Below are 22,175 nucleotides of genomic sequence, written 5' to 3'. Positions count from 1 at the left end.
CGCTCATACAAGGCTTTTCTTGTGATTCACATTTATTCAGGGTAAATATCGAAAGGTTCCTTCGTTTGAACAGTGTCGGATTTTCCTTTCAAACTTGCATACGCAAGCATTGTATACTCACCAGATTCGAGCTTTTGACCTTGATTGATTGTGCCATTCCATTTTACGCGGTGTTCTCCTTTATCAACATGTTGATAAACACCTGCTTCACCTAAATACTCTCCATCTGTCGAGTAGACGAGGAATGCAAGGTTTTCAGCTCCGCCAGGCAGATAGCTGCTAATGACATAGCTTCCAGCACGGTTATCCGGCTCTACAGAAACCGAAGTGACGCGCGGATAATCAGGTTCTTTTACAATCAATAAAGTCGGAATCTCTGTGACCTTTCTGCCATTTTCGCGAAGGGTAATGCTACCTTGGTACGTTCCTTTTTTGGTTTTACCGTATTTCACTTGTACGGCGGAAGTAAAGGACCCTGTGGAATTCCCTTTGACAGTGATTTTCTTCGTTCCGTTTGTGCTGATGCCGCTGCCATCGAATTTGTAATCAATGGTGTATGTTTTCGGTGCTTTTGAAAGGTTCTCTACCTTGAATTTCTTCGTTTTGATTTGAACGCCTTTTTCTTTCAAGAAAGTGCCATAAGAATAACTCGCATCAGAAACGATAGATGACGCTTGGAGTGATTCGATAATTCGAACACTGCCTGTCCCTTGTGTGTTGTGAGGGAATGGGTTGCCGTTTGCATCGAATAGTTTTTCTGCTGTATTCATCAGCAATGCTTTAATTTGTGCTGTTGAGTAAGATGGTTTTGCTTGCTTAATGATCGCTGCAACCCCAGCCACATGCGGTGAAGCCATGCTTGTTCCTTGCTTTGATCCATATCCGTAAGGCTGAGAAGGATCGTGCGTTGGGATTGTACTTACAATGCTGACCCCTGGCGCTGATAAATCAGGCTTAATCATCCACGTATCCACAACTGGTCCGCGAGAGGAGAAGTCAGCGACTTGCTCACTAAGCTCTTTAACAAATTGAATGGAGAAAGTCGTTGTATTATTTCCAGCCTCAATGGCATTGACAAGCGCCGTTCCTTCAGCTTTTGATAGCTTAATCGTTGGAAGAGCAAGACCTGGTACATCGACTGGAATTTCCCCATCGGTGTTGTTAAACATCACAACGCCGATTGCACCAGCAGCTTTTGCATTGTCGACTTTATCAACAAAGGCAATCGCTCCTCGCTCGATCACGGCAACCTTTCCTTTCACATCAATGTCTTCAAATGCTTTTTCGTCACCGATCCCTGCATGGACGAGTGTGACTTGTTTTTGGTCAAGTGCTTTTAAATCACTCTCTTGGTAGTAGCCCATCACTTTTGCAGTAGAATAGTTCGGGAATGTCACATTGTAAAGGCTGTAAGGAAGCTGAGTTGCTCCGACAGATATGGCATCTCTTGACGTGCCGGGAGATCCGACTGTCCAGCTGTTCGGACCGCTGTTTCCATTCGATGTGACAGCGACAACGCCTTCAGACATGGCCCAATCAAGTGCGATACTTGTAGCATAATCAGGGTTATTCACACTGTTTCCGAGAGAGAGGTTCATAACATCTGCTCCATCAGTAACAGCACGGTCGATGCCTGCAAGAACGTTTTCAGTTGTTCCAGAACCGCCTGGTCCAAGTACACGGTATGCAAGAAGTGTGGCATCCTTGGCGACACCTTTCATTTGTCCATTGGCAGCAATTGTCCCTGCAACGTGTGTGCCGTGGTCTGTCGATTCACCTCTAGGGTCTCCTTTAGGTGTCTCTTGCGGAGAATAATCGTTATCAACAAAATCATAGCCTTTGTATAAACCAAAGTTTCCTTTTAAATCAGGGTGGGTATAGTCAACTCCAGTATCAATGACAGCGACTTTTACCCCTTTTCCAGAGTAGCCGGCATCCCAAGCTTTTGGTGCACCGATAAACGGAGCGCTTTTATCCATAAGAGGGGAGACATCTTCATTTGGAAGCTGAATGCTTTCCTTTTTCACTTCATCTGTTTGATATGTAACGTCCGGATAAACGGCTTTGACTCCGTCAACTGCGAGCAGCTTCGGAATTTCGTTTGCAGGAAGTTTCATAGAGAAACCAGAGAAGACTTTTTCATATTCTTGACGAACACTCGCTTTATCAATTTCTTTGAGTGCTTCATTTTTTACTTTTGTTCGAGATTTTTTGAGGGAGGCTTTTGTTTGAGCTTTGCCTTCTTGCTTTGCTTCAACTAAAGATTTTTCCTTTAATTCAACAATGACAGTGGTATGTTTTCTAGATTTGACATTGATTTCACCGAAGATTTCTGCTTTTTCCAGTTCCACCTGTTTGTTCGATGGAGCGGCAGCAGCCTGTTGACCTGTAAAGAATGTGGATAAAACAAAAATAGTGGAGAACAATAGAACGGAAGAACGAGAGATAACCTTTTTCATTAATTTTCCCCTTTCTAGATGTGTTTTTAGGGAGATAGCCTTTCTTTTTGTAGATAAATAGGAAAGATTCACTGCCCGTTATTAAGTATTCAATACGATGAAAACAATTCCTTTACTAAAATGGTCTTATTTTACATAGTTATAAAGAACTATTTTGTTTATAAAGTCTCACTTATGCACAAACTCCTGTTGATAACTCAATTATTCAGATATATATATGGAAAACAAAAAAATCTCATACACAAAATCTAGTAATGGGGTGTTGATATGTGGATAAATCCTGTTGATAAGGTGTGCTTATCTTTTGGATATAGTGTGTATAAAATTTTTATTGAAACATCCTCGTACATGATGATCTTCTGCACTTTTCAACAAAACTTCTGAAAACTAGTTTGTTTTTTCACCCAGATTGTGACAAACCTCTCTTTTTTCTCGGGATATGATAGGAGCAGTTGTTTTGCTAGAACTGCTAGATTCTAAGAAAAGCGGAGGGATGTTCAGTGAGGAAATTCAAAAACTGGTTGAGTGTATGGTTTGGTTTCATGATGAATGTGCTTGTGAATCCTGGTGTGATGATGAAGCAGCAACGTTTTCAGGCAGCTGCAGTGGATGATCGTTTCTTTCAAATCGTGAAAGAGAGAGAGCTAGAGAAGCTGGCAGAAGTAAAGAACAAGAAGCGCAGGTCAGAAAGAGCGTTTAAGCAAAGTCTGATAATGCTTGATGAGAAGACGACGAGAGAGGCGCGTGCTGGTCCGCTCTTACCTTTACATGGGAGATGAAACAGGGTAAAATCCCACATAAGAAACGTTATCTGGTGGGAGAGGATACCCCTTGAAGATATATAAGATATTGAATAACAATGCAGTGGTTGTAAAGGAAGGTGATCAGGAGAAAATTGTGATGGGGCCCGGAATTGCTTTTCAGAAGGGGAAAAATGACGTCGTTCCCGTTCAAAAAATAGAGAAAATCTTTGTTGTGCGTGAAGAAAATGAGAAATTCAAACAAATCCTTGCAACATTGCCCGAAGCGCATATTGAGGTGGCAGAGCATATCATCAGTTATGCAGAGGGTGAACTGAGGATGCCGCTTAGTGATCATATCCACATATCACTGACTGACCATTTATCCTTTGCCATTGAGCGCATTCAAAAGGGCATTGTGCTATATAATAAATTGCTTGGTGAGATCAAAGTCTTATATAAGCAGGAATATGATATTGGGAAGTATGCCATTCGTTATGTAAAGGAGCGGCTCGGGGTTGAACTGCCGGACGATGAGGCAGGGTATGTAGCACTCCATATTCATACGGCCAAAATGAATACGGAGTCTATGAAAAAGACCGTGAAATATACAACGATGATCAAAGAAATGATCGAGCATATAGAAAGCTATTTTCAGTATTCAATTGATGAGGATAGTATTTCCTATCAGCGGCTTGTGACACATTTGAGGTATGCATTAGGCAGGTTGGAATCAAATGAGGCATTTCAAATCATGGACGATGACATGCTGAGTTTTATCCAAACAAAGTATGATTTGGCTTACCAGTGTGCACGTGGACTCGCTGATTTGTTGAAAAATGAATATGGACTTTATCTCCCTGAATCGGAGATCGGCTACATCACGCTGCATGTCCAGCGTCTGCAGGATGCCGAATTGGTTTAGTGGTTGTGCCTGCATGCAGGCTTTTTTTTATGCACACTACTTTAATTAGTGTATATGGGTCAATAGATTCGAAAAAAGAGGTTGACGCAGGTCACGCTCTTATATTATGATGAAAGCGTAATCAAAATTTGATATCGTGGGATTGTGACTGTCAGGCAGGCAAGACCTAAAATTTGCGTAACGAGGGGACGTGTATGTCCTTTTATCGTTGGTGAATTTTAGGTCTTTTTTGCTTTAAAAAAGGAGGAGACAACATGGATTATCAAAAAACAGCCAAAGAATTAACAGAACTATTAGGTGGCAAAGAAAATGTCATCAGTGCCACGCATTGTGCAACAAGACTCAGATTGGTGATGAAAGATGAAGAGCTAATTGACAAAGATGCCATTGAGGAACTTGAAGGGGTAAAGGGGGCTTTCTCAAGCTCGGGGCAATTCCAAATCATTTTTGGAACGGGAGCAGTCAACAAAGTATATGAACCTTTTGCACGTGAGACTGGCCTTGAGACAGACGACGAGAAACAAAAACCTGTGAGCCATGATGAAGCAGTGAAACAAAAAATGAATCCACTTGCACGTTTTGCAAAGACATTATCAAATATATTTGTGCCGATCATTCCAGCGATTGTTGCAAGCGGTTTATTAATGGGCTTATTAGGCATGATGAAAGCCTTCAAATGGGCTGACCCAAGCTCCGCGATTTTTCAAATGCTTGATATGTTCTCAAGCGCAGCCTTTATCATTTTGCCGATTTTAATTGGGGTCAGTGCAGCGAAAGAGTTTGGTGGAAATCCGTATTTAGGAGCCGTTATTGGGGGGATTATGATTCACCCGAACCTGCTCAACCCGTGGGGACTGACAGATGCGAAACCAGAGTATATGCATTTATTCAATTTTGATATTGCTCTTCTTGGTTACCAAGGAACAGTCATTCCAGTGTTATTGACTGTGTACATCATGTGCCTTGTTGAAAAGAATTTAAGAAAAGTGGTTCCGAACAGTATTGATTTACTTGTGACCCCATTTGTGACGGTGATTGTGACTGGATTTGTGACGTTTATTGCTGTTGGGCCGCTTGGAAGAATGCTCGGTACAGGAATTTCGAATGCACTGACATTTATTTATGATCATGCAGGGTTCTTAGCAGGACTCATTTTCGGAGGAGCCTACTCACTCATTGTGCTCACAGGGGTTCATCATAGCTTCCATGCGATTGAAGCTGGACTGTTGAATGATATTGGACGTAACTATTTGCTGCCAATTTGGGCGATGTCTAACGTAGCACAGGGCGGGGCAGGTTTGGCGGTCTTTTTCTTAGCGAAACGAGCGAAAACAAAGGAAATCGCACTACCTGCAGCTTTCTCTGCTTTCCTAGGGATTACCGAGCCTGTGATATTCGGTGTCAATCTCCGCTATCGTAAGCCGTTTATCGCCGCGATGATTGGAGGCGCATTAGGCGGGGCATTTGTTGTTTTCACAAAGGTAGCCGCCAACGCCTATGGTTTAACTGGTATTCCGATGATTGCGATTGCAGCGCCATTCGGTGTGCAAAATGTGGTGAATTATGTGATTGGTATGTTAATCGCTGTTGCGGTCTCATTTACTCTCACTATCATGTTTAAAGTAAAAGAAGTAGAAAAATAATCAAGGAGTGGTCACAGTCATGACAACAACTGACGCAGCACTTCGTCAAAAGGTAGTAGAACGTATTCGAAACTATGAGCATTTGGTGAAAAAAGATGTGTATCGCCAGCATTTTCATTTAATGCCGCCGGTTGGTCTTTTAAATGACCCGAATGGGTTGATTCAGTGGAAAGGGGTTTACCACATTTTTTATCAGTGGCAGCCATTCAAAACGGGTCACGGCGCAAAATTTTGGGGCCATTACACATCGACAGATTTAGTGAATTGGCAGCACGAGGAAGCCGCCCTTGCGCCAAGTGATTGGTTTGATCAAAACGGCTGTTATTCTGGCAGTGCAGTCATTGACGATGGACATATGTATGTGATGTACACTGGCAACGTTCGCGATGAACAAGGGAACCGCGAGACGTATCAATGTTTAGCGGTTTCAGAGGATGCCATTCATTTTCAGAAAAAAGGAGTCGTGGCGACGCTTCCAGATGGATTCACTGCCCATTTTCGTGATCCGAAAGTATGGAAGCGAAATGACCAGTGGTACATGGTTCTAGGTGCACAAAGCCTTGATCTGAAAGGGAATCTCGTCTTGTTTACCTCTGATACTTTAGACAATTGGACGTTTCAAGGCATCATTGCAGGCAGTGGGAAAAATGGATTAGAGGATTTCGGCTATATGTGGGAATGTCCAGATCTATTTGAATTAGATGGACGGGATGTATTGATTGTGTCGCCGCAGGGGCTCGAGCCGAATGGCTTAAAATATCATAATACACATCAATCAGGTTATTTTGTTGGGAAATTGGATGACCATACCTATCAATATACGCACGGAGCGTTTGAGGAGCTGGATCGAGGCTTTGACTTCTATGCGCAGCAAACCTTTCTAGACGAATCAGGCAGACGCCTTTTAATTGGATGGATGGGAGTGCCTGATCAAGGAGAAGAGCATCACCCAACGATTTCTTATCAATGGATACACTGCCTCACCATTCCAAGAGAGCTACGTTTAGATGAAGATGGACATCTGATTCAAAAGCCCGTCACTGAGCTTCAGGCGATGAGAACCAACGAACAAGAGCATGTTTTCCATATCAAACGCTCTGTTCAATCGATTCCTGTAGATGATATTACGAGTGCAGAGTTATTCATTGATCAAATTGATACACAAAAAGGGTTTGAATGCTGTATTCGTGCGAAAGCCCGTATCATTTATGATAAAGATGAGGGCAAACTGACATTAGAGAGAGATCGATTTGAAGATCGAACAAAAGAAGTTCGAGAAGTGGCAATAGAGGAATTACACGACCTTCACATCTTGATCGATGCATCTTCAATTGAGATTTTTGTAAACGGAGGCAGAGAAGTATTGACTGCTCGTTACTTTCCTTCCCCGGGAAATAAATCAATCTCAATCAGTGGCAGAAATGAAACAAAACTTAAACTAAAAACATGGCATTTACAAAGAAAAGTAGATCAATGATCTGCTTTTTTCTAGTGAATTCAGCCTGTATCTTAGGGGCTATATCATGTATATACAAGCGTTGTCAGAAGCGGTTTGATGACGTTTTACATATATGATAACAGGTGGAATTATGGTATCATTTTAAAATATATACAGCTGAGGCTGACGTTTATCCAAATGCGATAGGACAAAAAGGGGTTGTTTACTTGAATTCAAAACAGCAGCCGACGACTAGAAAACGCTTGGAGACAATGGCAGATCATGTTGAAGATAAACGTGAAGAATATAAAGAGTTGCTCATTCAAGTCCAATCTATTCTCGGTGAACCTTCTCTAGAGCAGGAAGAATTAAAAGAGAAGCTGTCAGATACGTATAAACAAATGAAAGAATATGCCTTATTTGTTGAATCTATTGAAGCCTTTATTCGAAAAATGGCGAAAGAATCTGATCAGCAAAAGTAGGTATGAATGTATCGTGAAGAAGTATACCTGTGTATGGGTATGCTTTTTTTAGTCAGATCATTAAAAATTAAAATGAAAGCGTTTACATTTCTTTTGTCATGATACAAAATAAATGAAAATTCATCTCAGCTTATACAGGAGGAACGATATGAACCATGCAACCAAGAAATATTTGATTACCGCTATCATTGTCCTTTTTTCTATGAGTTTTCTTAGTCCTTCCGTTTCATCTGCTCGAACCCCGCACACGTCATTTTTTACACCTACCGCTTCCTTACCATCTGGTCAATATTATCGTGCACAAGAGGTGGCTCTCCATTCTCCAGTGCCAAAAGCTACTTTGTATTACACAACAGACGGCAGTCAGCCGACATCTCAAAGTCAGCGGTATAAAAAGCCTATTCATATTGATACCAATACAACTTTAAAAGTAAGCGCTTACAAAAATAAGTACTACCTAGCTACTTCTACGTACAAATATCGTTTTGTCACACGAGAGGATATTGCATCATCTTTTTTATCTTTTGAATATCAAGGAATGCCTTATCGGTTGTACATTCCGAAAAACCATAAGAGAGGTAAAGCTTATCCTCTAGTCCTATTCTTACATGGAGGCGGGGAAAGGGGGACCGATAATCAAAAGCAGTTACTTGCGAACGATGGTGCAGTTTTATGGGCTTCTCCTGAAGTTCAAAAGAAACATCCTGCATACGTACTAGCACCTCAGGCGCGAAATACTGTGGATGGGGGCTTTGCTTTAACAAGAAATACGCAAAATGAAATCGATCTGAAAAATGTATTTCAATTTTCACCAGATTTACAAAAAGCCTATGAAGTGCTTCAGCATGTGTTAACTTCTTATAAGATTGATCAGAAAAGGATTTATGCGACTGGTTTATCTCAAGGCGGATTTGGCTCGTATCAGTTGAATATCACATATCCTCGTTTGTTTGCAGCGATGATTTCTATTGCCGGTGGTGCTGATCCAAGCAAGGCGGGAATTTTAGCACACAAGCCAATATGGGCATTTCATGCAGAGGATGATTCCATTATCCCTATCAGCTATGCGAGAAATACAATTCAGGCTATTCAAAATGCTGGTGGAAGGCCAATTTATACGGAGTATGAAAGCAAGTATGGGTATGATCATGCATCATGGACGCCTGCTTATGAGACCAAAGGATTAACCGATTGGTTATTTGCACAGAGACTCAGCTTACGATAAACAAAAAAACCGATTCATCCAAAAGACGAATCGGTTTTTTCTATTCTACTTATCAAAACGATGAGCAGAATGCTTTGTTGGTCCGATGTATTCATTTAGCTGGAAAGAGCCTTTGATGGCAGCTGTGATGAATTCTTTTGCTGCATAAATGGCTTCTTTCACGTCTGAGCCGTTTGCCAGTTCAGCTGTGACTGCTGCTGAGAATGTGCAGCCCGCGCCGTGTGTGTATTCTGTGTCGATCTTATCTGTTTCAAGTCGTTCGAAGGTTTGTCCATCATAAAGCAAATCGATCGCTTTATCTGGGCTTAGCTTACCGCCTCCAGTGATGACCACATACTTGGCACCAAGTTCGTGAATGCGTTTTGCTGCTTCTTCCATTTGTTCAATCGTTTTGATCTCACCGATTCCGCTTAATTGACCTGCTTCGAAAAGATTAGGCGTAATGACGGTTGCCAGTGGCGTAAGCTTTTCGCGCAGTGCTTCAGCGTGCTCTGGATATAGCACTTCGTTCGCACCCTTACAAACCATAACAGGATCAATGACGACATTTTTTAGGTCGTATGTTTTGATGGTGTCCGCTGCAAGTTCGATCACGTCGACTGTTGGGAGCATACCTGTTTTCAGCGCATCTACCCCAATGCCTTCTACAATGGTAGAGAGCTGCGCACGGATCGTCGCCGTATCAATTGGAAACACCTGATGATCCCAATGGTTATGAGGGTCCATTGCAACGACAACGGTTAAAGCTGTCATCCCATAGACGTTTTTCTCTTGAAACGTTTTTAAATCTGCTTGGATACCTGCACCGCCGCTTGAATCCGAGCCTGCGATGGTGAGTGCTTTATTCATAGACATAGTTGCTGAACCTCCAATGTGATGTGTAACAGTTACTGTTCTATCCCTTATTATAATCAGCTTTTCCATTTATCACAATGAAACGACATAAAAAAGCGTTCCACCCTAGGAAGAACGCCTTTCCCCTTATCTTTTACAAATCACCAATTTCCCCATTTTCAGTTCGTCTAAAAGTGTTAAGGCTAATTCCTGATCGGCGCCAACTGACATCATTTTGGCCATGAGCTCGTCATCCCGAGTGCGGATGACATTGGCCATTTGATCTAAAATCCCTTGATCGACCGCTGTCATGCTTTTGGCATTCGTATGCTCTGTGACGGTATCAGAGCGTTCTGGATCGTACGCAAAAACAAAAATATCATCCTTTGCTGAACGTATTTGTTCAATGGTCTGTTTTGCTTCTTTGCTATTTTCTACTGTGAAATGTTCCATCGTCATCACTCCTTTTCATCAAAAATTCCCATTTTTCCGTCACATCAAACCGCCTTTTATATCATGAGAAGAACGTCATTTTATGTTTTAATGGAAAAAGACGAATCTATTAAAGGAGTAAGCTGAATATGAAGATTTCCTTATTAATTGTGACACATAACCGGCTCAGCGCACTGTGTGAGCTGCTTGAATCTATTACGAGACAAACCGTACAGCCCTTTGAAATTGTGGTTGTGAATGATGCAGGAGAGCGTGTCGAGGTCATTCAGGAACTCTATCCCGAACTTCCGATCCGCTTGATCCATTTAGATGAGAATGTCCAGCATGTGAATGCTAGAAACGTGGGGGTGCGGGAGCTGACAGGCGATGTCATTATGCTTAGTGATGACGATGATTATTTTACACCTTGTCATATTGAACGGATGAGTAAGGCGCTGGAGGATGCCGATTTTGTCTTTTCTGATGCAGAAATTGTGTCATTTGAAAAAAAAGGCACGACCCGCTTCCCGGTGTCAAGACGTCTGTTTGCGTATACAGCTGCTATTGAGGATATGCGTGTCTTTTCTACATATGTTCCTTCCGGCAGTATGTACAAACGCTGTATACACGATGAGATTGGCTATTTTGATCCAGCGATGCATCATTACTGGGATTGGGACTTTTTCTTACGTGTCACGCAGCATGCCCGGGTCAAACGAGTGCCTGCTGCCAGTGTGATCTATGCGTTCTTTGACGGCGGTGGAAATCAGTCTAGTGACCTTGGTGAGACAAGAAAGAACTATTTAGATGATTTAAGTGAAAAGCATGGGCTGGGCGATTTGCCGACAGCGAACTTTGCTGTCTTATTAGAAGAACCAGCGATGAAAAAGCGAGAATCAGAGAGTGAGATTGTGTGGGATGGAAAACCGATGATCTCAAGACTGGCACAGCAGACACAAGGAGGAGAACCCCAATGAAGCCATTTTTAAATGATAGCTGGTGGGCTGTGATGAAAAGTGAATTTGAACAGCCATATTATCAGGAATTACGTGAATGGATGAAGGAAGAATATCGCACGCAGACCGTTTTTCCGAAACCGGATGACGTTTATCGTGCGCTTCATTTGACATCATATGAAGAGGTCAAAGTGGTGATTTTGGGACAAGACCCTTATCATGGCCCAGGACAGGCACATGGATTAAGCTTTTCTGTCCAGCCTGGCGTGAAGCATCCACCATCGTTGAGAAATATTTTTCAGGAGCTAAAGGATGATCTTGGCTGTCCTGTTCCAAATCACGGCTCACTTGTGAGCTGGGCAGAGCAAGGTGTGCTGCTCTTAAACACTGTGTTGACCGTAAGAAAGGGCGAGGCGAACTCGCATAAAGGCAAAGGCTGGGAACGTGTGACAGACCGTGTGATAGATGCGCTGAATGAACGTGATCAGCCCGTCGTTTTTGTGCTGTGGGGAAGACATGCTCAAAATAAGAAAGAACGCATTGACCAAAACAAGCATTACATCATTGAGTCACCTCATCCAAGTCCTTTTTCAGCAAGAAACGGCTTTTTTGGCAGTCGTCCGTTTTCAAAGGTAAACGCGTATTTAAAGCAAATGGGGACAGAAGAAATTAATTGGTGTATCCAAGATATTGAATAAAAAGAGGACGAGGGGATAGACCCTTCGTCCTGTTTATTTTAAAAATTTACGAACCAAGTCGAGTCCGTTTTTCGCATTTGGATAACGGAAGGAAAGATCGAAGCGATTGGTTTGGCGTAGAACGCTTTTTTCATGCGTAAAGGTAAAAAAGCTTTCTTTCCCATGATATCGTCCCATGCCGCTTTCACCCACGCCTCCGAATGGCAGGTAAGGAGTAGCGACATGCATGAGCGTGTCATTGATACATCCTCCGCCAAATGAGAGATGGTCTAGAATATAGGATTCTGTTTCTTTACTTGTTGTAAATAAGTAAAGCGCAAGCGGCTTCGGTCTTGCTTTGATCATATGAGTTGCCTCGTGCAGAGAATCGAAGGTCATGACAGGCAGAATCGGTCCGAAAATTTCCTCCTGCATGACGGGATCTTCCCATGTGATGTGGTCTAAAATGGTCGGTGCAATTTTGAGCTCGTCTTCGTTGCGCTGTCCACCCGTAACGACCGTTCCATTTGAGAGGAATTGTGAAAGCCTGTCAAAGTGACGCTGGCTGACATTTTTCCCAAAGTGCGGATGTGTTTCGGGTTGTTCACCATAAAAGTCACGAATGCAGGCTGTCATTTCCCGTAAAAGTTCCTCTTTTATGGATTCATGAACAAGCAAATAGTCTGGCGCAATACACGTTTGACCGGCATTGGTAAATTTGCCGAACGTGATTCGTTTTGCCGCTAATTTGATATCTGCATCAGGCATGACGATGCAAGGGCTTTTTCCGCCAAGTTCGAGTGTGACAGGAGTCAAATGCTTTGCGGCGGCTTCCATGACGACTTTGCCGACTGCCACACTTCCTGTAAAGAAGATATAATCAAAGGGCAGTTTCAACAGCTCTGTACTCACATCTACACCGCCTTCTACGACAGTGGCATGGTCTTCTTGAAATACAGGTTCGATTATTGCACTGATTACTTCTGAAACTTGCGGCGTCAGCTCAGACGGTTTTAAAATAACGGCATTCCCCGCAGCAATGGCACCAACTAATGGAGAAAGAGCCAATTGGAAAGGATAGTTCCAAGGAGCAATGATGAGCACACTGCCATAAGGTTCCTTTATAATCATGCTTTTCGACCCGATATGAGTGAGAGGCGTGCGCACGCGTGTTGGCTTTGCCCATTTGTGGAGGTGCTTGATGGTATGATTGATTTCTTCATACACCATCCCGATCTCAGTTGTATAGGCTTCCTGTTCGGATTTATGTAAATCATGGGCCAAGGCTTGTAAAATATCCTCCTCATGCTGTTTGATGGCTGCTTTTAAGTCTTTAAGAAGACGGATGCGTTCTTCAACCGACGGCTTTTGAAAGACTTTTTGTTTCTGAAAAAGAGCAGTGAGCTTATCCATTATTCAATCCTTTCATAAACGATACTGTTTCTTTTATTATGTGTGAAGGGCTATGTCGGGTCAAATAAGAGAGGCGGGAGCAGACTGCTTTGAAAAAATGAACCCATTTCGGTTGTTCATTTGGTAAAATAATGTTGAAAAGAGACTTTTTTAGATTGGAGGGTCTACCCTTGAATATTCATATATCAAGCCTGCTCCAAAAAATGGATGAAGCGGTTCAAAAGGCGAAACAAAGTGGAAATGATGAAGAGGTGAAACGTCAAGTGGCGGCGATTTCTTCACTATGTGATGTCATACTCGATGCACCATCACAGGTGCAAATGCCGCAAACGCCGGTGATCTCGCCACCTTCTTCGATACAGACACCGTCCGCGCCGCCCGTATCCTCAGATCAAGCGATGCTTGAGAAACTGATGGGTGCGAGTGGTGCGAAGAAATTTCAGCATCAAGAAGAGGGGCAAAAAGAGAAGGATGGGAACGGCGACTCTATCTTTGATTTTTAATGGTCTTGTCACGACAAAGGGAAGGTGATCGGTTTGAAACTATTTTTGGGCGCCATTCAGTGGATGGCATTTTTTATCGCAGCTTCTATTGCTGTACCAATTGCGATTGCACAAGCATTTGAATTGAACCAAGTGCAGTCAGCGGAGCTGATTCAAAGTACATTCTTTTCACTTGGTCTTGTGGCGATGGTGCAATGTTTATGTGGCCATATGCTACCGATCAATGAAAGTCCAGCGGGGCTTTGGTGGGGTGTGTATACCCTTTATGCAGGTATGACAGGAACCATCTTTGCGACGTATCCTGAAACCCTGCAAGCCTTACAAGGAGCTTTAATTTTTAGTGCTGCTTTCTTTTTTATTTTTAGTTTATTTAAAATCATTAATTGGCTCGCGTCGTTATTTACGCCAGTCGTCACAGGTATTTATTTGCTGCTATTAGTTGTCCAGTTAAGTCAGCCGATCATGAAAGGGCTGATGGGCATCGGCTATCGGGGAAATCAGGTGGATGGACTAGTCTTTTGCTTGTCGATCTTAATTATTGTCCTGACCTTCATGATCAGCCGCTCAAAATGGCATTACTTAAGGCAGTTTTCTGTGTTGTTTGCCCTTGCAGGAGGTTGGTTGTTATTCGCTCTACTCGGGCTGGCAAAGCCGGTTCGAATTCCAGAAAAAATTATTGAGTTTCCGAAGATTTTCCCATTCGGAACGCCAGTCTTTGACAGTGGATTGCTTGTCACGTCCTTTTTCATTACGATATTACTCATTGTGAATATGCTGGCAAGTATTCGAATTGTGGAAAGTTCAGTGAAGGCATTTGGTGAACTGCGTGAGCGGAAGAGAGCTCGTCCGGCTGGTTTTGTTGCAGCATTTGGTCACTTACTGAGTGGATTGATCGGAGCGATTGCGCCTGTACCTATTTCCGGGGCAGCAGGATTTATCCAGACAACGAAAATTCCATCGAGAAAGCCTTTTTTCATAGGAAGTTTGCTCATTGTACTCATTAGTTTATTCCCACTGCTCATGAGCTTTTTCTCCGCATTGCCATCACCTGTGGGGCTTGCTGTAAACTTTGTGGTATTCTCCTCAATGATTGGAATTGCGATGTCTGAGTTCGATCAGTATGAGAAAGAAGAAATTCCGCGGATTCGCTTTGTCTTAGGAATTGCCGTTTTAGCAGGTGTAGGGGCGATGTTTGTACCGCAGGGAGCCTTGAAAGGCATGCATCCTGTGCTTATTTCATTATTAAGCAATGGACTTGTTCTAGGAACACTCATTGCGATCGCGGTCGATCAAGTTCTGTTACGAAAGAAAAAGAAATCCGACAATCTCGTGTCAACGTAAAGGGAAAGTTGAATATCGTCTGTCACCCGCGCTATGATAAACATAATTGACGAGATAAGGAGAATGACGAATGAAACTATTTTTCATTTTAGGTGCGATGAATGCGATGTTAGCTGTTGGACTCGGAGCCTTCGGTGCGCACGGTCTTGAAGGGAAAATTCCTGAAAAGTATATAGAGATTTGGAACAAAGGGGTTCAATATCAAATGTTCCATGCGATAGGACTATTTATTGTCGCTTTTCTTGCAGATAAGCTGTCAGGTGTTTCTCTAGTTCCAACCGCTGGCTGGGTCATGCTTGCAGGCATCCTTTTCTTCTCAGGCAGCCTTTATGTCCTAGCATTGACTCAGGTGAAGATTCTAGGTGCCATTACCCCAATTGGTGGGTTGGCATTTATCGCTTCTTGGATCATGCTTGTTATTGCAGCAGCAAAAAATTTATAAGCCAAAAAACCGATGCTTTGAGAAGGGCATCGGTTTTTTCTTAATTCCAGTAAGGAGCGTAATTCGGTGGTGCTTGATAATATGGAATGTAGTGAGATGGAGGGACAGGGTTCGTTTGTACTTCCTCTTCCCTGTGGCAAAATGGCCCGATAAAAGCACTTGGCTTCACAGGCTGAATCGCCTGTTTCCACTGTGTTTCGTTCATGCAATACGTATGTGCCATGATGTGAGCAGGGGTGAGGGTGAGAAGGTCTGAGCCTAGGATCACTTCTGGCGTAGATGCGTTAAAAATGGCTAACAAATGAGTTCTGTCTTGAAGGGCAACTTCGTAGTGCCACCAGCCTTGAGGTACGTTTGCCACCTGTCCAGGGTTGATGGTATAGGTGTGCAGTTTTTTTGTAAATGGATTCAGCATCGAGACGGCAGCAGAACCGGCTATACAATAAACAAGCTCTGCGGCATTTTGATGATAATGAGGCTCTACGACTTTGCTTTTACTCAAATATATATCCAGCAGCGATACTTGATCCAACGAATTTAATTGTTTTTTCCCTAAAACGTTAATCAGGTTATGCTGATCGTATTTCACAAGTGGGCTTTGATTCAGATCGTATGAATATTTCACATTTGGCGATGTATAATCTAGCTCAACAGTCATGAATGTCACCTCTAGGCGTTTGATAAAAACTACTAGGCATCTTATGAGCAGTTCTCTAGAGGTGTGACAAAAACCTACTCAAAAGAAAAAAGCAAGGGCACCTGCTCCTTGCTTTTTGTGTGGCGTTATCTACCTCGGAGAATACGTGGACATAGAGTATGGATAGTCGTATTGAATTTCCCCATCAAACGTAATGTAATCAAGATAGATCGTTAATAGTAAGTATCGTGTTCCCGTCTTGTTATCGCTAATAATAATGTGGTCACGTCCTGCAGCTTCAATGACGCCTCTGAAAATCTTCGAGTTCCACTCCTTACTTGCCTCAAACGTCATATAAATCGTGGCTACCTTGCCGCGGTTCAATCGTAAAATATTTTCAATATAGGACTGTTCGATTGGCAGCTGACCAGTGACATTCTGCTGATAAATGGGTCCAGAAGGAATTTGATACGGCTGCCCGCTGCTCTGCATGCCCTGCCCCCCTTGTGAAGAACCAGTAGACGGCATTGGTGAAAATCCCTGCTGCATTTGTCCTTGCATTTGACCCTGCGTTTGGGGAGGGACTGAATAACCCATCTGCTGCGCAGGATACGGATTTGCTCCATATTGTTGCTGGCGAAAATCTTGACCTTCGAAACCCGAACCTTGCCCAAATTGATTTTTCAATTTCATAACGTTCCTCCTCTTTCCTCATGGTGTTCTAAACAGAAGGCGCTTAAGCACCTGTTGTTTCCATAGCATTCTTTCTCTCTTTCACACTATGAGACAGGTGGGCAGAATATGTACATTGAACGAAAAAAAGGAACTGCGGTGCAGTTCCTTAGGCGCGGGCAAACCCTCGCATTCTTTGTCAAGTCTGTGCTTCGTTGCTTACGAATATGATGTGAAATCTTCCTTACATCATCCAATTTACAGCGCGCTGGACATCAAATAAAAGAGTCATGATAAGAAAAAATACCGCAAGCGGTGTGATCACAATGAGAAAGGCTTGCCATAATCTGAGCTTCATCACAGCGACAATGCCTAAAACGGTCATTCCAAATATCCACGTCTTCGCATAAGCATCAATCAGAGGCAACAGACTAAGATAATACCAAACTCCATAATGCTGATCTAAATAGGGTGAGATTTTGACAAACGTATACGGACCGAGCAATCCGATCGTAAAAATCCAACTGAGTGCAAATAAAGAGGAAGGGAAAAAGATTGTCAGCGTGCAGGCTTTGAGTACATCTAGATATGCCGTTTGACTGCCGAAAAAAAGACGCCCTAACCACTTTAGGATGAGTACACCGAAAAAAAGACCGAGATTGCCTGCTAGAATACCATATCCCGCACCTTGTAACAGAATAAAAGGGAATGGAATATGATTGCCCATATAATCGCTAAAATACCCTTCGTAGACCCAGCCTGTACCAGCGATACTTGCAAGGAGCATCATCAGCCAAATGGGAATAGAGGAATGTTGATATGAGCGAATAATCGTTTTTGTTGCGACGAAAATTTTGAAAAATCGAAAAAAACCTTTTGCTTCCTCTTCTTGGGAGTGATCATTCTTCATAGATTCCAATGTTCTTTACTCCTTTAATACACACAAATGATTACTTATATTACCAAAAAGTTCGCGTTTTTCAAAGGTAGATCAATAAAAAAATACAATTTTATAAAAAATAGGTCACTCTACAGTCTCTTTAAGAGGAGACACATATGATAACCATAGTTTGAAAGAGACCGAGGTGAAAACTTTGACAAAAGTAACTGTCATTATGACGAGCTACAACAAGGCGGCTTACGTCGGCAGATCGATTGAAGCGATTTTGCAGCAGACGCTGTCAGACTTTGAACTATTTATCATGGACGATGGTTCAAACGAAAAAACCCTTGCTGTAATTGAGCCCTTTCGCAAAGATCCCCGTGTTCATTTTATCCAAAGCGGTGTCAAATCGCTGGAGGAGAGAACAGCGAAAACCCGATACGCTGTCCTCATTAATCAAGCTTTAGAACTAGCAAAGGGGGAGTATATTTCCTATGCCACAGATGACAATGTCTATGCCCCGGACCGTTTAGAGAAACTCACACATTATTTAGATGCTCATCCAGGTGAAGATATTGTCTATTCTGCTTCAAAAGTAATCTATTTAAATAGCAAAAAAGAGCCAGTTAAGGAAACGATTCGACCTGCGCAAGCGGTGCAATGGAATGCACCTTGTGCCATAGATCATTGCTCAGTCGTTCATCGTGCTTCTATTTTAACAAAAATCCATGCTGAATTTGGGTCTTACTGGGACGAGAGTCCGCATTTTTATCGAATAGGGGATGCTCGGTTCTTTTTTCGATTAAATCATTTTTATCCGTTCTATCCCTATGATGAAGTGTTAGATACAAATTACATCACAGAGCAGTCGATTCACTATCAGTTGGCGGAAGAAGAGAAAAGTGCTTTTATTCAAGCACTTCCTGAGCAGTCTACCTGCTGGGAACTCCGCCACATATTAAAACAAAAACATGGGAGGTGACCTTAAGTGTCGCACTATATTCATCATTATTGGCAGGTGTACTTTGAGTTTGTAAATCTCATGAAGGATTTGTCCTATCGACAAATTCCCCTTGGATTGATCAGCAATTTCTATCAATATATCAGTCCTGAGGTAAGGGAACGTATGGAGGATGAAGCATTCGGTCAAGAATTGACAACCGATTGTCCGTTGCCGGGAGAGATTCAACCATTTTTTGATCAACATAAGCAGCAGATCAAGCGTATTGCGTATCATCCGGCGAATGGAAAGGTCTTGCTTCATTTTGAACATCTGCGTTTTACTGAACAAAATTACACTCGGTTCCATCCAAATCAAACCGTGGTGCTTGCTCGCTGGAAGAAGGCAGACTATTTCGGTTTACCTGTCATCAGCAAGCCGGAATTAGCGGGAGAGGTTAATAAAGAAGCCCATGCTGAATATATTGAGAAAGCAAATGCTCTCCTTAAACCTTACGCAAAGCACCCCGTCTTTGGCGATGTCTTTTTTAGAGAAAAGCTTCGGAAGGACATTGTGCAATTTATTGATGTCATTGACCAGACAGAAGTGCTATTTCAGATGGAGCCAATTGCAGCCATTATTGTGGGGACAACGGAGGATGCATACAGCCGCGTACTTGCATTGCAAACTGTGAAACGCCAGCTCACGAGTATCTGTCTTCAGCACGGCGCGCTTATGGGAGACGAAGCCTTTTTACCGATTTTTACGACGTGCCACGGGGTGTTTGGAAAGTATGAAAAAGACTGGTATGTAGACAAAGGCTGTCAACCGGAACAGGTGGAGGTCACAGGTCATCCAAGGTTTGATTTGGTGAAGGATCGAACGCCGCTTCAGCAGGAACTCATCTTTCGTAAATTAAACTTCAATCCTGCCAAAAAGACCGTACTTGTGGCGACGCAGCCGTTTTCAGAAGCCTTCTATGGTGATGTGCTTAAAACAATTGCAAAACGGAAAGACATTCAGTTGATCATGAAGCCGCATCCGTGGGAAATTGCCCGAAACCGATTAAATGAGTATGTGTCCATTGAACGCGCAGGAAATCATGTGAGACTGATTAAAAAAGAAATCGACTTGTATGACCTGCTGCCATATATGGATATGGTCATTACGCTTACATCAACCGTCGGTCTTGAAGCAATGCTTTTTGAAAAGAGTGTGCTGATCGGGAAAATGACAGAAGGCAGAAGATACCCTTATTACGAGTCGCTTGGCAGCTATCATATGGAAAACCCTGTTGAACTGGCTGAGAAAGCCATTCGTATTTTATCGGATGATCAAGAGATGAAGCTGGCAAAGCAGCAAGGAGCTAAGTTCATTAAACAGCATTATCCGCATGCGCGATCGACCGATGTGCTGCTTTCTCTGCTTAAAACAAAAACAGGTGTAGATTTTCAGAGATGAAGATAGGGGTGTTCAAGCGATATGGAAAAAAAGAGAGAACAATTTCTTCCTTATGCCCTGCCGTTGATTGAGCAGGAAGAAATTGAGGAAGTCATTGGAACATTAAAATCAGGCTGGCTGTCAACCGGACCAAAAGTCAGACAGTTTGAAGAAGAGTTTCGGAAGCTGACTGGTGCAAAACATGCGATTGCTGTCAATTCATGTACAGCTGCTTTATTTTTAGCCTTAAAAGCTAGAGGGATTGGGAATGGGGATGAGGTGATTACAACGCCTCTGACATTTTGTGCAACAGCCAATACGATCATTCATACAGGGGCAGCTCCTGTATTTGTCGATATTGACCCAGCGACACTCAACCTCGATGCAGAGAAACTAGAAGAGGCGATTACACCATATACAAAAGCCATTGTCCCTGTTCATTTTGCTGGCCAATCGTGCGATATGGACCGGATTCTAGCCATTGCTAAAAAGTACGATCTATTTGTGCTCGAGGACGCCGCTCACGCCCTGCATACGACGTATCACGGGCAGCCGATTGGAGCGATTGGAGATGCGACTGCCTTTAGTTTTTATGCAACGAAAAACATAGCGACCGGGGAAGGCGGCATGCTGACGACAAATGATGATGCACTAGCCGATCGAATTAGAAAACTAGCACTCCATGGGATGAGCAAGGGAGCATGGAATCGTTATGGAGAAAAAGGAACGTGGTACTACGAGGTCGAGGAACCTGGCTATAAGATGAATATGTTTGATGTGCAGGCATCGTTAGGACTTGTCCAGCTAAACCGTCTAGATGATATGCAAGCACGGAGAGAACTAATTGCGAAAGCATACAATCAGGCATTTCAAAAAGAAACAGGGCTGATCCTACCGCCTGTCCATCAAAAGGGCAGACATGCATGGCATTTATATGTACTGCAAGTGGACCCGAAAGAAGCATTCATCACACGTGATGAGCTGATTGATCGGTTGCAAAAAGACTATAAGATCGGCACGAGTGTTCACTTTATCCCTGTTCATTTGCATCCATACTATCAACAAACCTATCATTATTCACCAGAGGATTTCCCTGAGTCACTCGCATACTACAAGCGGACCCTCTCACTGCCTCTTTACCCAAGTATGACAGATGAAGATGTGCAGGATGTCATCGCTGCGGTGCTGTCTATTTTAAAAGAACAGAAGGCATCTTTATGAAGGTCGTTCATGCAATAGACGATCAGGTGTTATCCGTTTGGCTTGAGAAATACGGTCAACAAATTGAACAAATGAAAGGCTTCAAACAGTTTGGCCTTGTTAGTGGCGCCCAGCTCAAAGCGGTGCTGTTATACGACTGGTCAAAATGGGAAAGCGGCATATTTGATCAGCATATTTTTCATGTGAAGTTTGCGGCAGCTGAGTCAGCATCTGCTTTTCAGGAATTGATGGAACGCTTCATCAATTGGATGAGATCAGAAAAATGCGATTTTTTCTTTTTACGTCTTGAAGCGGCAGATGTTGAAAAAAACCGCATCGCCCAAAGGCTGTCACATGTGTACTATGTGGGCGGTCTCACTCGTCTTGAAGCACCGCCTGTTCACATGGAAATGCCATCAACAAGTGAAGATGTGGTCATCAGTCTGCCGGATGAAAAGGAATACGATGAGGCGGTGTCACTCGCTTATCAGGCTTTTGTGAAAAGCCGGTATGCACTTGATCCTTTTTTAGACCAGAATGCGGTCCAGCATTTCTTTCAAGAATGGATGAAAAATAATTTGCTCGGACGTGCAGATATCAATCTCGCAGCAAAGGTGAATGATGAAATCGTTGGTTTGATCCAAGGGTTGATAAAGGACGATGAATTGGTGCTTGATTTACTTGCCATTAGACCAGATGCACAAGGAAAAGGACTCGGAAAGAAGCTGGTGATGGCAATGGTGAAAGCCTCTTATGAGAGAGGGCACCGATTTATGTCGGCCGGAACTCAGATGCATAACACAACCGCCATTCAGCTGTACGAAAAGCTGGGCTTTAGAACAAAAAATTCTTTTTTGTATTACCATGTATGGCCGAAAAAAGGAGAGAGGTAA

Annotated in this window: 22 protein-coding genes; 15 read left to right on the top strand and 7 right to left on the bottom strand. The window is 42.9% G+C overall.

All coding sequences use genetic code 11. The features are described from left to right. Positions 1-32: 32 nt before the first annotated feature. Entirely contained in the window at positions 33-2,459 is a 2,427-nt protein-coding gene (locus tag NKR21_RS19495) for a S8 family peptidase (RefSeq protein WP_012011662.1), read from the bottom strand. Positions 2,460-2,959: 500 nt separating this feature from the next. Here NKR21_RS19495 and NKR21_RS19490 point away from each other — a divergent pair, with 500 nt between their 5' ends. From NKR21_RS19490 to NKR21_RS19465, 6 genes are all read left to right on the top strand, one after another. Then, the gene (locus NKR21_RS19490) at positions 2,960-3,238 is read left to right on the top strand and encodes a hypothetical protein (RefSeq protein ID WP_012011661.1); all 279 of its coding nucleotides are present in this window, start codon (positions 2,960-2,962) and stop codon (positions 3,236-3,238) included. 52 nt (positions 3,239-3,290) lie between these two features. Next, the gene (locus NKR21_RS19485; RefSeq protein WP_144455285.1) at positions 3,291-4,124 is read left to right on the top strand and encodes a PRD domain-containing protein; all 834 of its coding nucleotides are present in this window, start codon (positions 3,291-3,293) and stop codon (positions 4,122-4,124) included. 254 nt (positions 4,125-4,378) lie between these two features. After that, positions 4,379-5,767 (top strand): sucrose-specific PTS transporter subunit IIBC, encoded by a 1,389-nt coding sequence (locus NKR21_RS19480; RefSeq protein ID WP_012011659.1) that lies wholly within the window; start codon positions 4,379-4,381, stop codon positions 5,765-5,767. 19 nt (positions 5,768-5,786) lie between these two features. Then, positions 5,787-7,244, top strand: coding sequence for a glycoside hydrolase family 32 protein (locus NKR21_RS19475; protein ID WP_144455287.1), 1,458 nt, complete (start codon positions 5,787-5,789; stop codon positions 7,242-7,244). Between the two features lie 188 nt (positions 7,245-7,432). Next, complete coding sequence (locus NKR21_RS19470; protein WP_008359596.1) at positions 7,433-7,687, top strand: hypothetical protein; 255 nt, start codon at positions 7,433-7,435, stop codon at positions 7,685-7,687. A gap of 148 nt (positions 7,688-7,835) precedes the next feature. Beyond that, entirely contained in the window at positions 7,836-8,912 is a 1,077-nt protein-coding gene (locus tag NKR21_RS19465) for a chitobiase/beta-hexosaminidase C-terminal domain-containing protein (RefSeq protein ID WP_144455289.1), read from the top strand. A gap of 45 nt (positions 8,913-8,957) precedes the next feature. On the opposite strand, the gene NKR21_RS19460 is transcribed toward NKR21_RS19465, so the two are convergent. Together NKR21_RS19460 and NKR21_RS19455 are read right to left on the bottom strand one after the other, a co-directional pair. Further along, positions 8,958-9,767 carry a bifunctional hydroxymethylpyrimidine kinase/phosphomethylpyrimidine kinase gene (locus NKR21_RS19460; protein WP_012011655.1) on the bottom strand — a complete coding sequence of 270 codons (810 nt, stop codon included), beginning with the start codon at positions 9,765-9,767 and terminating at the stop codon, positions 8,958-8,960. Between the two features lie 126 nt (positions 9,768-9,893). Then, positions 9,894-10,199, bottom strand: a complete 306-nt coding sequence (locus NKR21_RS19455) for a YflT domain-containing protein (protein WP_119125538.1) — start codon at positions 10,197-10,199, stop codon at positions 9,894-9,896. A gap of 128 nt (positions 10,200-10,327) precedes the next feature. On the opposite strand from NKR21_RS19455, the gene NKR21_RS19450 reads away from it, so the two are divergent. Both NKR21_RS19450 and NKR21_RS19445 read left to right on the top strand, forming a co-directional pair. After that, the gene (locus NKR21_RS19450; RefSeq protein ID WP_012011652.1) at positions 10,328-11,155 is read left to right on the top strand and encodes a glycosyltransferase family 2 protein; all 828 of its coding nucleotides are present in this window, start codon (positions 10,328-10,330) and stop codon (positions 11,153-11,155) included. Next, positions 11,152-11,832: a uracil-DNA glycosylase gene (locus NKR21_RS19445; protein WP_012011651.1), complete on the top strand. Its 681-nt coding sequence runs from the start codon at positions 11,152-11,154 to the stop codon at positions 11,830-11,832. The genes NKR21_RS19450 and NKR21_RS19445 overlap by 4 nt, the downstream gene beginning before the upstream one ends. A 33-nt stretch (positions 11,833-11,865) precedes the next feature. Here NKR21_RS19445 and NKR21_RS19440 read toward each other — a convergent pair whose 3' ends face one another. After that, complete coding sequence (locus NKR21_RS19440) at positions 11,866-13,224, bottom strand: aldehyde dehydrogenase (protein WP_119125537.1); 1,359 nt, start codon at positions 13,222-13,224, stop codon at positions 11,866-11,868. Positions 13,225-13,394: 170 nt separating this feature from the next. Between NKR21_RS19440 and NKR21_RS19435 the strand changes: the two genes are divergently transcribed. The 3 genes from NKR21_RS19435 to NKR21_RS19425 all read left to right on the top strand — a co-directional run bounded on the left by NKR21_RS19435 (position 13,395) and on the right by NKR21_RS19425 (position 15,510). Then, a complete protein-coding gene (locus NKR21_RS19435; RefSeq protein ID WP_012011650.1) occupies positions 13,395-13,727 on the top strand; it encodes a YwdI family protein in 333 nt (110 codons plus the stop codon). Positions 13,728-13,760: 33 nt separating this feature from the next. Next, complete coding sequence (locus tag NKR21_RS19430) at positions 13,761-15,068, top strand: purine/pyrimidine permease (RefSeq protein ID WP_012011649.1); 1,308 nt, start codon at positions 13,761-13,763, stop codon at positions 15,066-15,068. A gap of 70 nt (positions 15,069-15,138) precedes the next feature. Further along, the gene (locus NKR21_RS19425; RefSeq protein WP_012011648.1) at positions 15,139-15,510 is read left to right on the top strand and encodes a DUF423 domain-containing protein; all 372 of its coding nucleotides are present in this window, start codon (positions 15,139-15,141) and stop codon (positions 15,508-15,510) included. Between the two features lie 40 nt (positions 15,511-15,550). Here the strand turns inward: NKR21_RS19425 and NKR21_RS19420 are convergent, their stop codons facing one another. The 3 genes from NKR21_RS19420 to NKR21_RS19410 form a co-directional block, all read right to left on the bottom strand. Next, positions 15,551-16,168, bottom strand: a complete 618-nt coding sequence (locus NKR21_RS19420; RefSeq protein ID WP_012011647.1) for a cupin domain-containing protein — start codon at positions 16,166-16,168, stop codon at positions 15,551-15,553. A 129-nt stretch (positions 16,169-16,297) separates the two neighbouring features. Beyond that, the gene (gene gerQ / locus NKR21_RS19415) at positions 16,298-16,840 is read right to left on the bottom strand and encodes a spore coat protein GerQ (RefSeq protein ID WP_012011646.1); all 543 of its coding nucleotides are present in this window, start codon (positions 16,838-16,840) and stop codon (positions 16,298-16,300) included. A 223-nt stretch (positions 16,841-17,063) separates the two neighbouring features. Beyond that, entirely contained in the window at positions 17,064-17,738 is a 675-nt protein-coding gene (locus NKR21_RS19410; protein ID WP_012011645.1) for a YIP1 family protein, read from the bottom strand. 175 nt (positions 17,739-17,913) lie between these two features. Here NKR21_RS19410 and NKR21_RS19405 point away from each other — a divergent pair, with 175 nt between their 5' ends. The 4 genes from NKR21_RS19405 to NKR21_RS19390 are packed head-to-tail and all read left to right on the top strand — an operon-like array spanning position 17,914 to position 22,175. Next, positions 17,914-18,684 carry a glycosyltransferase family 2 protein gene (locus NKR21_RS19405; RefSeq protein ID WP_162900863.1) on the top strand — a complete coding sequence of 257 codons (771 nt, stop codon included), beginning with the start codon at positions 17,914-17,916 and terminating at the stop codon, positions 18,682-18,684. A 6-nt stretch (positions 18,685-18,690) separates the two neighbouring features. Next, positions 18,691-20,103, top strand: coding sequence for a capsular polysaccharide export protein, LipB/KpsS family (locus tag NKR21_RS19400; RefSeq protein WP_119125536.1), 1,413 nt, complete (start codon positions 18,691-18,693; stop codon positions 20,101-20,103). A gap of 21 nt (positions 20,104-20,124) precedes the next feature. Then, positions 20,125-21,303, top strand: a complete 1,179-nt coding sequence (locus NKR21_RS19395; protein WP_119125535.1) for a DegT/DnrJ/EryC1/StrS family aminotransferase — start codon at positions 20,125-20,127, stop codon at positions 21,301-21,303. Then, on the top strand, positions 21,300-22,175 hold the full coding sequence (locus NKR21_RS19390; RefSeq protein ID WP_012011641.1) for a GNAT family N-acetyltransferase: 876 nt from the start codon (positions 21,300-21,302) through the stop codon (positions 22,173-22,175). Before NKR21_RS19395 ends, NKR21_RS19390 begins: the two co-directional genes overlap by 4 nt.

The organism is Bacillus sp. 1735sda2 (assembly GCF_024159245.1).
GTDB classification, from domain to species: Bacteria; Bacillota; Bacilli; order Bacillales; family Bacillaceae; genus Bacillus; species Bacillus pumilus_O.
This window is presented reverse-complemented; position numbering and strand designations above follow the sequence as displayed.